This is a genomic window from Chryseobacterium sp. CH25 (assembly GCF_004119455.1).
Taxonomy (GTDB): domain Bacteria; phylum Bacteroidota; class Bacteroidia; order Flavobacteriales; family Weeksellaceae; genus Chryseobacterium.
This window is the reverse complement of sequence record NZ_NRQT01000005.1, coordinates 42,084-55,559: the sequence shown is the minus strand read 5'-3', so window position 1 is coordinate 55,559 and position 13,476 is coordinate 42,084. Positions and strand designations below refer to the sequence as shown.

The window sequence follows — 13,476 nt, the reverse complement described above, 5'->3', positions numbered from 1 at the left end:
AAAATGATGGTCGGGCTCTCCCTGGCTTTATCTGCTATTGTTTCGGGGCAAAAAGGCCCTGTAAAAACCAACCTGACACCGTACAGCTATCAGACATTCAATTGTGATAACAAGGGATATTTTGATGCTTCCAAATATGAAAAAGAAGAAATAGACGGCGTTAATAAACTTTTATACAAATTCAATGGGGTTCATTTTGATACGAATCCTATTTTCAAAATTTCCAGCCTTGAAGAAATCCGCAGAAACAAAGATCAGCATCTGGAAAATCTGGAAAAACAGTACCAGGAGAAAAAACAAGAACTTTACAGCCTTAAAGTAATCAATCAGCCGGTTTGGAAGAAGTTGTATGAAAATGCCATTCAAACTTTTGAGAATGAATATGAGCTGAATAAGGAAGAAATCCTGGCCTTTTCTGACCCTACTACCCTTAAGAACAGTAGATTCTATGAAACCTGCAGAGAATCCATTGATGCTATATCTTCTCCCGACAGAGAGAAAATGTTTGCTTCATGGAAAGCCTATACCGAACTAAAAAGCAAGAACAACTCTGATCCACAAGGAGTAATGAACCGCTTCAATGCTAAAATGGAAGATCCACAAAGAGAAGATTATGCATTAATCGATATGATTGGACTTAGTTTTCACAATTGTGCCAACAGCAGCTTCAGACAGAAGCGCGATGAGGAAGGTAATGTTTACAGAGATTTCGACAAGATTTTCACAAAACTGAAGAAAAATTGCGACGAACCTTAGGATAATTGAAAGATTAAAATAATATATAACAGTACTCATTTTGGGTACTGTTTTTTATGCGATATAAATATTAAAACATACCTACTTTAAATGATCCGGATTTACTATTTTTATCGGCTAACTGATAACTATGAAAAAAGGACTGTACTGTTTTTGTATTTTTTTGTCTGTGATCTCTGTAAAGGCTCAAATTGATATCCCATTTAATCTCGTTACTCTGGTAAAAAACACATCCTCTCAAACTCCTAAGGACAGCATTCTTCCCACTTACCAAAATGGAGCCTTCATGTATATCAATCTGAAAGACGGACAGCCTGTTTTCAATAAAAAATTTAGAGAAGCCTACCCTTTTTACGGGAAATATGCTCTGGTTTTTGATTCTGAAACAAAATCATATAATGTAATTGACCATACAGGGTCTTTTATTTTAGACAAAGGAGTTTATACCAGGATTAATAACCGAACAACATGCAGCACTAATTTCATCAGCTTTTTAATGAATGAAAATAGCACTGAATACACTTTCAATAGGCACAATGGAGAATTTGAGCGCTGTTTAGGAACTTCCTGTGGTTATCCGGTTTTATTAAGATTCCCTTTCATAAAAAATGAAACAGGCCAGTATATTCTTTATACCAACAAATTTGAAGTTGAAAATGCTACGCCATTGGATGGCAATTATTTCATGGTACGAAAAGATGGAAAAATAGGGATTATCGACAGAACCGGAAAAATCCTGGTTCCCTTTGAATACGAAGAATCACCAGTCAATTTTATCCCAAACCGTGTCAATGTTGTCAATATACTTCCTCTTAAAAAAGATAATGTGTGGTACTATTATAATCCTGAAGGGAAATTGATTACCCAAAGTCTATGGCTATGTCAGACATTGTTATATGCACAAACTAAACTGGGAATTTATCAAAACGGACAAAAGTATGGCTTGCTTTATACCGATGGAACGACACTAGAGAAAGAATACGACTGGATTTCCGAGGATGGTATTTTAGCCAGAACAGGAAATGATTTCTATTTTATTTTGGATAAGAGAATTGTTCCTTATTATGTAAAATAATTTTGAAAGACTTCATCATCTTTAAAATTCAATTTTATCCACTTCTCTAACAATAACTTATTTCCAAAAAATCACAAAATAAATTAATAATGAATAAGTTACAGTTTATTCAATTAATTTCCTTAATTTTGCACCCCGAAAATAAGAATTCAAAATATGAAACGAATTGGTGAGCACAGAACCCTTCTTGGAGTTGATAAAAATGTAACTTTAAAAGAGTTAAAGACCATTTACAGAAATGTGATGAAAGATACACATCCTGATAAATTTATCAATGATGAAGCAGGAAAAGTGGCAGCAGAAGAAAGAAGTAAGTCTGTAATTGAAGCTTATCATTTCCTGGTAAGCATCAATCCTGAAACTCAGGAAAAATATAAAGAAGAATATACTGAGACCATTACCCAATCTAATATTCAGGATTTTTATCTTGAGAAATCGATTTTAACGGTTCAGCATTTGAATGGAAAAACCTATGAATACATGGGCGTTCCAAGAAATACTTATATCAAAATGGTTAACGCTGATTCTCCAAGCCGTTTCGCAAGAAGACACGTCTATGGAAACTTTATCTATAGAAAAGCTGGAGAGGCTATGGCAGACTAATTTTTTCAGATACAATATATGAAGGCTTTCGGTGGACACCGGAAGTCTTTTTTATTGATAAAATATACAAAATATTATGTTTTGGCTAAAGCCAATATTCATTATGTAATATTAAGCGGGCTAAAGCCCGCTCCTATTGATCCTGTTGATAGGTTATTATATAGAACATATCTCGGAAAAATTCTTTTTACAATTTACCTTATAACATCAATAGACATGGGCTTTAGCCCATGTTATAAGTTCAAAAATCCATACGGCTTTAGCCAAAACTTACAACTCATCTATTATCTTTACAACAACTATTCATATCAAAAACAAAAAAGCGCCTCAGAAATTCTGAGGCGCTTTCGATTAATTAAAGGTATATGATATTTTATTTGTCTAAATGTTTAGGCGTAAATCCGTCTTCATTTAGTTCTCTGTGTACATAATCTGCCTTCATTTCAGCTTCGTAGTCTACTTTGGTATCTTTACCCATTCTTCTTAGGATAGAGTCAAATAGAGAGTATACTACCGGTACAATAATCAAGGTAAGGAATAGAGACGATGTAAGACCACCGATTACTACCCATGCAAGACCTTTGTTCATCTCTGCTCCGGCACCTGTTGCCAATGCGATCGGTAACATACCGAAGATCATCGCAATAGTTGTCATCAGGATCGGACGAAGACGGGCGTGGTTAGCCTGAATTAGTGCATCATGTGTTGTTGCTCCAGCTGCTTTTCTGGCATTAGTAAAGTCAACAATCATAATCGCGTTCTTCGCTACCAATCCAATCAACATGATCATCCCTAGCATCGTGAAGATGTTCAATGAGTTAGCTGTTAAGGCAAGGATTACCATTACCCCGATCATTGCCAACGGAATAGAGAACAATACTACGAAAGGATATACGAAACTGTCATATAATGATACCATTACAAGATATACCAATACGATAGCCGCTAATAAAGCAATTCCTAAAGTACCGAAACCTTCCTGCTGGTTCTCCATATCCCCACTCCAGATGTAATCTACACCGATAGGTTTTTTCTCATTCATGAACTTAGCAGCCCATTCGTTCGCTACGTCTCCAACTGGTCTACCTACTGCTTTAGCTCTTACTTTTACTGAAGGAGACTTGTCTCTACGTTCAAGCAAACTTGGCCCTGAACCCATTTTTACTTCAGCAAACTGGCTCAAACGAACCTGCTGCCCCTGAGGGTTTGTAAACATCAGGTTTTTAACATCATCAATTGACTGTCTGTTCAAATCTCCGAAACGGATGTTAATGTCATATTCGTACTCTCCTGCTCTGAATTTCCCATCTGTATTTCCGTTAAATGCAGTCTGCATTGTCTGTCCTACACTTGAAAGATTTAAGCCTAGAGAAGCCATTTTATCTCTGTCGATATTTACCTGTACTTCCGGGTTACCAGAGTCCGTTGATAATTCTGCATCTACTGCTCCAGGAACTTTTTTCAATAGATCCAGGATTCTTGTAGCTTCTTTTACCGCTGTTGCGTTATCAGGAGCCGTTACTACCATTTCAATTGGAGCATTTTCTGCACCCATGATACCGATTGGAGCTGTTTTAAACTCTACTCCTGTAAATTTCTCTTCTAAGGCTCTTTTTACTTTTGCAGCCTTGATGTTGGTACTTTCAGAACGTTCAGATTTGTCTGTTAAGTTAACCTGAACCTCAGATTGGTAAGTTGTTGCCTGAGCTCCACCAAAACCTGTAGATTGCTGTCCAACAGTTGTAATTAAGTCTACAACATCTTTATCATTTCTCAGGTATTTTTCAACCTCTAATGTTAATTGGTTGGTCTTTTCAACAGTAGCATCTTTAGAAAGCTCCATCTGTACTAAGAACTGACCACGGTCAATTGGTGGGAAGAATTCCCCTCCAATGAATCCGAAGATTACTAACGAGAATGAACTGATTAAAACAATGAATGTAATAACCACTGTAGAAATTCTTCTTAAAGTTGTTTTCAGACACCATTCAAGAATATCTGTAATCCAGTGAGTGAACTTGTCGATTAGACCTTCAAACCAAAGGATGAATTTCTCAAACCAGTTTTTCCCTGTTAAATGCTCCAGTTTACCGAATCTTGATGATAACCAAGGGATGATGGTAAATGAAGCTAATAATGACAGTAACGTCGCAATAACCACCGTGACGCAGAACTGTGCTAAGATGTTAGCTACAAGCCCTGAACTCATCGCAATCGGTAAGAATACCACCACAATTACCAAGGTAATCGCAGCAACGGTAAATCCAATTTCTGATGCTCCGTCATATGCCGCTCTGATCTTGCTTTTCCCCATCTCCATGTGACGGTAGATGTTTTCCAATACCACAATCGCGTCATCCACCAGGATACCTACCACAAGGGAAAGACCTAGTAAACTCATTAAGTTCAAAGTATATCCCATCAGGTTCATTCCGATGAACGCTGCCACCAATGAAGCCGGGATGGAAACCATTACGATGAATGCGTTTCTGATACTGTGAAGGAACAATAGCATTACAATCGCCACAAGAATAATTGCTAAGAATAAGTCGAAAATTACGTGGTTAGCTGATTCAAGGGTAAATTCTGTAGTATCATTTACGATTTTTACTTTTACTCCCTGAATTTGTAAGCCTCTTCTACGGTTTTAATCGTTTTCTGAATACTTTCAGATACTGCTACTGCGTTCGCATCAGACTGCTTTTTAACCTGCATTAAGATCGTTGGAAACTGGTTGAATCTCGCTACTTTTTCAACATCTTTCTGAGAGTCAAAAACAGTGGCAATATCAGATAAACGAACCTGTGCTCCATTTTTGTTGGAAACGACAAGGTTGTTCATTTCCTCAGTAGACTTATATTTTCCTGATAATCTGATCGTAGATTTAGTAGTTCTTGTTTTCAAGCTACCTGTAGGGAAATCTAAGTTTGAAGAAAGGATTGCCTGCTGAACATCTCCAATAGAAAGTCCGTATCCCTGCAATTTCTTTTCATCCAGATTCACCTGAATTTCTCTCTCCTGCCCACCTACAAGGTCAACCTGAGCAACTCCGTTTACACGGGAGAAAATAGGTTCAATCTTTTTATCCAATAAGTCGTAAAGATCCTTACTGTTTAATTTATCAGATGAAATACTCATCGTGATAATCGGTAAATCATCTAAGGAGAATTTATTCAGTGAAGGGGCTTTCACGTCGTCCGGAAGATCTCCCAAGATTGCGTTTACCTTTCTCTGAGCATCATTCAAAGCAAAGTCTACATCGGCACCATTGTTCAGCTGAACCATGATAACGGATAAACTTTCATATGAAGAAGATTCTACTTTTTTTACGTTTTCCAAAGAACCTACAGCATCCTCAATCTTTCGGGTGACGGATGTTTCCACCTCGGCAGGTGAAGCTCCCGGATACACCGTGGAAATGGTTACCATGTTGGTTTCAAACTTCGGAATCAATTCGTATCCCATGAGCGTATAACTCAGGATACCTCCCAGCGTCAGAATTGTAAATAATACAATTACCAACGAGGGTCTTTTAATCGATATTTCTGCTAACTTCATATATCGTTTACTTTATAATGTTCACTTTAGATCCGTTGTCCAGGTTAATCTGTCCGCTGGTTACTATTTGCTCACCACCATTCAGCCCGCTTAATACCTGTACTTTGTCTCCGTAAACTTTTCCTACAGTTACTTTAATCAATTTAGCAACACCGTTCTGAACAACGAATAACTGTCCTGAACTTACTCCGTTTACAAACGCTTCAGCAGGAACAGTCAGCATATTCTGAGTTTCTGCACCATGGTTTGTTTTAAAGGTAGCGGTTGCGTACATCCCTGCTTTCAGGTTTCCTCTGTTCTGAACTTCGATTTCAACCGGGAAATTCAAAGATGCATCACTTTTAGGAGCGATAAATGTAATTCTACCTACGAAAGAGTCTTCCGGTAAAACGTTTACTTTAATTGGAACTTCCTGACCTAACTGGATTTTTCCAACCTGGCTTTCATCTACTAAAACAGAAAGTTTTAAGCTGTTGATATTAACGATCTCAAACATTGCTGTTCCCGGAGAAACTACAGTTCCCGGCTCCACCATTTTCTTATTAACTGTACCACTGATTCCTGCACGGATGCTTGTATCGTTTACTTTAACGCCTTGTGCTCTCACTGCAGCCTGCATATTTTTCAGTTGCAGTCTTGAATTATCAAGCTGTTGTTTAGTAACTCCACCTGTTTTATATGCATTTTCGTAACGTTGGTTATCGATAATGGCATTTTGTAGATTATTCTGAGCCTGAGTAACGTCAACTTCGATAGCATCTCTTTTGATGGTTGCTAAAACCTGACCTGCTCCTACTCTTGAACCTTCTTTCACTAAAACGCTAACAATACGTCCTGAAATCTCAGAAGCCTGATTCATTTCCTGCTTAGGAAGGAAGGTACCGTTTGCAGAATAATCTGTATCAATATTTTCTCTTGCTACCGTTACGATATTAACGTTGATTTTATCTACCTGCTTGGCAACCTCTTTTACTTCCTGAGTCTGCTTCTCTTTGTTACCTGCAATCTTGTAAGCTGCCAACCCAACCAGTACAGCTGCTACGATGATATATATTAAAGTTTTTTTCATTGCTTATTATGGGTTTTGTAGTGTGTTTAATTCTCCTTTTGCTTTCATTAACTGAATTTCAGCCTGCTTATAATCCAATAGAGCATTGGCATAGTTTTGCTTTGCTTCTGTTAATGAGTTATCTGTATCCAATAGATCTGTAAGTGTTGCTAAACCGTATTGATAGTTGGATTGTGTATTCGCCTGTACTTTTTCTGCCAGTGCAACGTTATCCTTCATACTCTGAATATTGATTAAAGCATTCTCCATATTGGTAGTTGCATTTTTATAATCTAAATTCAGACTTAACTGAGTGTTTTCAATATCCTGATTTAAATCCTGGATATCAATTTCGGCCTGTTGAATCTTAGATTTTGTAGCTCCACCCGTAAAAATCGGAATGTTTACATTTAATCCTACAGAGGCTGCATCACTCCAGTTTACACCATTACTGATACCGTTGAACCAAGGGAATTTTGTTCCCATTCCGTACCAACCGTAGTTCGCCTGAAGGCTTACAGTAGGATAAAGGAATGCTTCAGTAGCTTTTTTATTGAACTGTAAAAGCTCCATTTGTTTCTTAAGAACTTTAATTTCAGATCTGTTATCTAAACTAATCTGTCCTGAAATAAGCTCAGGTTTTGGTTCGATGCTTTTTTCTTCCAGTTCAATCTGAGAGTCTATTGGAATTCCCATATAAAACTTCAATGCATTTTTGGTAAGTTCTACTCCATTGATAAGCTTTTGCTTATTGGAAGCAATGTTTGTAAGCTGAACATTGGTTCTGTCAAGATCAATCGGCTTTGCTAAACCATTATCAACTAAACTTTTAATAACATTTCTTACTTTCTCTGTGTTGGCATAGCTTGTTTCCAATGTTTTCAGGTTTTCTTCCTGTACAAATACATTGTAATAGGCTGTAGCTACATTCACAATGATCTGTTCATTGGTAAGCTGAGAGTTAAGCACATAGAATTCTCTGGTAGACTTTGCAGCTTTTAAACCAATGAAAACTCTCTGATCAAACAATGCCTGGTTCAATGAAGCGGAAATATTGGAGTTCCATGGCTGTCCCATTTTGAAAATGTTTCTCTGCCCCATAATCTCTACCACAGTTTCCTGGATAATCGGGTTATAAGAAACACCACCGGCTACACTAATCTGTGGAAGAGCTCCAGCTTTAGCCTCATCAATCTTATATTCGGCTTTTTTTACCTGTAAGGCTGCTTTTTTAGCTTCTGCCTTATTCTGGAGTGCCTGTTTTATTGCTTCCTGCAGAGAAACCTGCTGCTGGGCAGACACCGATGAAAAACCGAAAATCATAAATGCTGCAGCTATCCCAATCTTTAGCTTTTTAGCAGTTATACGTTTTCTTTTCATAATTTTATACTTCGTTTATTTTTTTAATTTTTTCCTTGCTTTTATTTCTAACTGACGATTCATTTTAAGAAATACTTTAGATTTTGTTAGTTTTTAAATAACATATTGATAATAATCTCTTTTCTTTCTGAAATAATCTTATCATATTCTTCGTCACTAATCATCAGATTCTCCATAAACAAAGGTCGTATTGCACTTGGAAAAACCAGTAATGAAACCATATTCAGGATAAACTGAACGGGAGCCATTTTTTCAATATTTCCCAATTCCATTTCTTTTTCAATATCTTTATACATGGTTTCAAGAATATCTTCTTCTATTTCTCTCTGATGGCAGGTTCCTTTATTGATCTGTGAAACGATATACGTTTCCAGATATGGATACTGAAGGCTCGTAGAAAGGCTGCTTTCTATAAACTTGCTGATCTTCTCCTTAAATGGAAGATCCGAATTCTGAATGATCTTTGATTTTTCCTGCTCTACTTTCTGTGCTTCATCAAAGATGATCTGAATCAGTTTGTCTCTTGATCGGAAATAATAATTAATAAGGGTTCTATTTACTCCTGCTTCATCTGCAATCTCCTGCGTAGTAGCATCAAATTTTCCTTTCACAAAGAATAATTTCTTCGCTGTCTCCTTGATCAATTCCTGTGTTTGGTCTTTTTTTGCTTGATTTGACATTTTTGTTAAACAAATTTGTGCAAATTTAAACCGAATTTTGTTTTTGACAAAATTGTTAAACAAAAAAATTAAACAAATTTGTTATGATTACATCATGTTTTTGAAATAAAATTTTGATTATTCACTATTTAACGAAAAATCAATTTTTATATCTTTGCCGCAAAAATTAATAACCTGATGAAGAAAATTCTTTCGCTGTTCATGATTTTGAGCGCCGTACTTCTATTTTCACAAAATCTGCTTTGGGATTTTCAAACTAAAAGTCATATTATAGAATCTCAGCATTTTATTGCTTTTAGCGATACAGATTCACAAGGAAACATTTATGTAGGAGGAAGATATGGTCGTTTTGCATTTCCCAGCATCAATGCTATTACATTTGATAACATCACGAAAACAACCACTGTTGATGAAGATTCAAGGGTGGTTATTGCAAAGTTTGACAAGAACAAAAATGTAATCTGGGTAAAAGAGATCAGATCAAAATATTATTCTTCATTAAATTCCTTAGTTGTAGATAAGCAGGATAATCTCTTACTTACAGGATATACAGATGGAAACGATTTAAAATTAGATCCTAATTCTGAGACTATTTTTAATACAGGAATTAACCAAAGCAGTTCATTTATGGTAAAATTAGACTCTAATGGAAATTTTGTCTTTGGAAATATTTACAACTATGTCTCTAATATGACCTGTACTATTGATTTGAATAACAATATTATCTCTACAGGAAATTATATTAATTATCCTCCATCATTTCTTACCGATTTGAATCCCGATCCTAATGCGGTATTTCATCTGCCACCTCCAAATGGGTTATTTATTATGAAAAATACCTCTACCGGAGCTTTTTCGTGGGCCCGTCCTCTTCATGCTCACAATACCCCAACAATACATACTGTAAAAACAGATCATAACAATGATATTATTGTTCTTGGAAATTTTGAAGCTTATTTAAAAATTGATAATAATACTTTTCCGTCCAGTAGCACTAATTATAATCAAAGTTTTCTAGCGAAATTCAATACGAATGGAAATTTTACGTGGTATCAGCCATTGACTTATTTCAGTGCTTATCTGGGTACTTCAAACTCAAAGATTGAAATTGATAACACCAATAATATTTACACTGCAAGTAATAATTATCATACTCAAAATATTACCTTTCCAAATACTACGATAAATATTCCTATGGATGGACGTACAGTGATTTATAAAATAAACACAAATGGACATTTGGTATGGAATTCACTCATAAAAGGAGATGTAAGCTATGACTTTCGTTCTATTAAACTCAATGCTGACAATACCATTAATTTTTTTGTACGTTATGCTGACAATATGATTAAAGTTATCAATGGAAATAATAATGCAACTGAAATTGTAAAAAGAATAGACATAGGTCTTAATTACAGCTATTTATCAAATGATTCTCAAACATATTATTTAAAGTTCAGAAATGATGGCAAATTAATATTCAATAAAAGCGATTTTTCTTCTTATACTTTTGACCAGAGTATAGATTATGAAGGAAACATGATTCTTGTCGGAAATTACACAGGATATCAAGACTTTAATCCAGATCTGGATATTAAAGATATAAAATATACAAATAATAATATAAGCTCTTTCATTCAAAAGTTCGGGAAGTGTTATAATGGTACACCAGATGGAGATAAAACACAAACATTTTGTTCATCAATCAATCCAACAATAAACAATCTATATCCTAATACATCTTATACAACCTGGTATGATTCTTTAACATCAACAACTCCTTTGAGCAGTACAACTCCTTTACAAAACAACAGTACTTATTATGCTTCCGTTCAGGATGAATCTTGTCCTTTTAATAATAAAAGATTAGCTGTAAAAGTAATCATCAAAAATGCACCACTCAAATTGACTGTAAACGATTTCTATTTTTGCAGTAATGTTAATCAAATGACCCTGCATCAACTGAACATTAATAATAATCAAAATACCAGATTCTATGATGCTGCCGGTAATTTAATTAGCAGTACATCCTATATTACTGGAGGGGTTCAATATTACGTTTCTCAATATAATTCGGATTGTGAGAGCGAAAAAGTTCCTTTTAAAGTATTTTCAATACAAAATACTATTCCAACAGCGCCCCAGCAGCAAACATTCTGCGCCACAAACAACCCTAAAGTTTCAGATATCCAGATCACAGGCCAGGATATAAAATGGTATGATGCAGCAGGTGTAAATTTACCTGTAACATCACCTCTGGTAAATGGACAGACTTATTACGCTTCTCAAACAATAAATAGCTGTGAAAGTAGTAAAATTGCTATTCAGGTTACTGTAAACAGTACACCTAAACCAGCAGCCAATATCAATCAGGATTTCTGTTCTTCAGCAAATCCTACACTGGAAAAATTAATTGTTGCAGGAACTTCATTAACCTTCTACGATGCTGCAGGAAATATTCTTCCTGTTACAACAACTCTTGTACATGGACAGACTTATTATGTAACCCAAAAACTAAACAATTGCGAATCCGAAAAGCTAGCCATTTCAGTAACCTTATCTTCAAATAATGTTCCGGCTAAAGGCTATGCACAGACATTATGTAATGACAATACAGGAAATACAATGATAGTTAATCTTCATACTTATGATGGTAATATCATTAATAACCCTAATAATTATATTTTCTCTTATACAGATGCAGCAGGAAATATTATTTCCAACCCTTCTGCTTATATTTTAAATATTGGTTCCAACCTTATTAATGTAAAGGTTAGTACTGCTGAAGGATGCTTTATAATGGTAAGACTGAGTCTAACACTTAATCCAAAACCTGTGGTTACATTACCTGAAAAATTGGATTTTTGTGAAGGTAAATCTGCTGTATTAGATGCTGGAACCGGATTCAAATCCTATCTATGGAATACGGGGGCAACAACTCAATCTATTACAGTATCTCTACCCGGGACCTATTCGGTAAAAGTAATCAACAATTTTGGCTGCGAAAGTACCAGCTCTACGAAAATAAATTATTCAGTTTTACCTCAAATTGTATCTGTAAATATTACCAACAATACAGCAACGGTTATTATTTCTGAAACAGGTAATTATGAATACTCTCTTGATAATACCACTTGGCAGGATTCCAATATTTTCACCAATTTACATTTGGGCGAATACACTGTATATGTAAGAACAAAATCCGGATGTGTAATTGGAAAGAAAAGCTTTTCTATTTTTAATATTCCAAATACAATTACCCCTAACGCTGACGGAATTAATGATATCTGGAGAATTGCAGGACTAGAAAACTATCCGGAGACTGAAGTTTATATATATGACAGAAAGGGACTTCTTCTCTATAAAGAAATAATCAAAAAGAAACCTTTCCAATGGGATGGAAAATATGATTTACAACCGATAGCGACAGGAAGCTACTGGTATACAATAAAAGTTTCTGATGGGAGAAATTACAGCGGTTGGCTGTTAGTTAAAAACAGAGAATAAAAAAAGGAGCAGAAAATTCTGCTCCTTTTTATTTTATAATAATTTTATTTTGTCGTCTGAAATATCGATGATTTTATCTTTATAAAGACCACCGATTGCTTTCTTAAAGTTCTTTTTACTCATCTGAAGTTCATCTTTAATCTCTTCAGGAGTAGATTTATCTGAAACATACAGAAGTCCATAATTTTCTTCTAATCTGTCCAAAATCTTCTGCTTGAATTCATCGATATTCTCAAATCCTTCTGGCTGTAGAGAGATATCAATTTTTCCGTCTTCACGAATAGCCTTAATATATCCTTTCTCCTCAGAAAGCGGATACAGTTTTTTGAAGACATCAGAAGCATATACCAAACCGATATACTTTTTATTGATGACAACATTCCAGCCCAGTTCACTTTCATTCATCATGATAAGATCTACCTTATCTCCTTTCTGGAACGGAAGATCTTCATATTGTGGATTTCTCTTGAATTTGGTAGTTCCGGTAATCAGTTCCATATCTTCATCTACATAAAGATACACAAGATATCTTTTGCCTTCAATAATTTTGGTTTTCTGCTGTTTGTATGGAACAAATAAATCTTTAATGATTCCCCAATCCATAAAAGCTCCACTTGGAAGACTCTGTACACAGCTCATTACCGCAAATTCACCTACTTCTGCCAAAGGAATTTCTGTGGTAGCCTTTAATTTATCATCATCCTGATATACAAAAACCTCAACATACTCTCCCACTTCCTGTTCTTCACGAATAAAGATTTTAGGAAGAAAAGCTTTTTCACCGGATTCTTCATCTATTAAGATCCATCCTGAATTGAGTTTTTCTGAAATTTGTAAAGTCTGAGTTTTTCCGAGTTGCATTGATGATA

8 protein-coding genes and 1 pseudogene are annotated in these 13,476 nt (G+C 35.4%); 4 read left to right on the top strand and 5 right to left on the bottom strand.

Going from position 1 to position 13,476, the window contains the following annotated elements; translation table 11 throughout:
- Window positions 1-3: 3 nt before the first annotated feature.
- The 3 genes from BOQ64_RS13140 (at window position 4) to BOQ64_RS13130 (ending at window position 2,434) form a co-directional block, all read left to right on the top strand.
- The gene (locus BOQ64_RS13140; RefSeq protein ID WP_129057297.1) at window positions 4-756 is read left to right on the top strand and encodes a hypothetical protein; all 753 of its coding nucleotides are present in this window, start codon (window positions 4-6) and stop codon (window positions 754-756) included.
- Window positions 757-886: 130 nt separating this feature from the next.
- Window positions 887-1,831: a WG repeat-containing protein gene (locus BOQ64_RS13135; RefSeq protein WP_129057296.1), complete on the top strand. Its 945-nt coding sequence runs from the start codon at window positions 887-889 to the stop codon at window positions 1,829-1,831.
- 156 nt (window positions 1,832-1,987) lie between these two features.
- Window positions 1,988-2,434, top strand: coding sequence for a KTSC domain-containing protein (locus tag BOQ64_RS13130; RefSeq protein ID WP_129057295.1), 447 nt, complete (start codon window positions 1,988-1,990; stop codon window positions 2,432-2,434).
- Window positions 2,435-2,807: 373 nt separating this feature from the next.
- Here BOQ64_RS13130 and BOQ64_RS13125 read toward each other — a convergent pair.
- From BOQ64_RS13125 to BOQ64_RS13110, 4 genes and pseudogenes are all read right to left on the bottom strand, one after another.
- Window positions 2,808-5,992: pseudogene (locus BOQ64_RS13125) on the bottom strand (efflux RND transporter permease subunit).
- 7 nt (window positions 5,993-5,999) lie between these two features.
- Entirely contained in the window at window positions 6,000-7,061 is a 1,062-nt protein-coding gene (locus BOQ64_RS13120; RefSeq protein WP_129057293.1) for an efflux RND transporter periplasmic adaptor subunit, read from the bottom strand.
- 6 nt (window positions 7,062-7,067) lie between these two features.
- Complete coding sequence (locus BOQ64_RS13115) at window positions 7,068-8,420, bottom strand: TolC family protein (protein ID WP_129057292.1); 1,353 nt, start codon at window positions 8,418-8,420, stop codon at window positions 7,068-7,070.
- A gap of 86 nt (window positions 8,421-8,506) precedes the next feature.
- The gene (locus BOQ64_RS13110) at window positions 8,507-9,100 is read right to left on the bottom strand and encodes a TetR/AcrR family transcriptional regulator (protein WP_129057291.1); all 594 of its coding nucleotides are present in this window, start codon (window positions 9,098-9,100) and stop codon (window positions 8,507-8,509) included.
- Window positions 9,101-9,277: 177 nt separating this feature from the next.
- Between BOQ64_RS13110 and BOQ64_RS13105 the strand changes: the two genes are divergently transcribed.
- Window positions 9,278-12,607, top strand: coding sequence for a T9SS type B sorting domain-containing protein (locus tag BOQ64_RS13105; protein WP_129057290.1), 3,330 nt, complete (start codon window positions 9,278-9,280; stop codon window positions 12,605-12,607).
- Between the two features lie 33 nt (window positions 12,608-12,640).
- Here the strand turns inward: BOQ64_RS13105 and BOQ64_RS13100 are convergent, their stop codons facing one another.
- The gene (locus BOQ64_RS13100) at window positions 12,641-13,468 is read right to left on the bottom strand and encodes a S1 RNA-binding domain-containing protein (protein ID WP_129057289.1); all 828 of its coding nucleotides are present in this window, start codon (window positions 13,466-13,468) and stop codon (window positions 12,641-12,643) included.
- Between the last annotated feature and the right edge of the window lie 8 nt (window positions 13,469-13,476).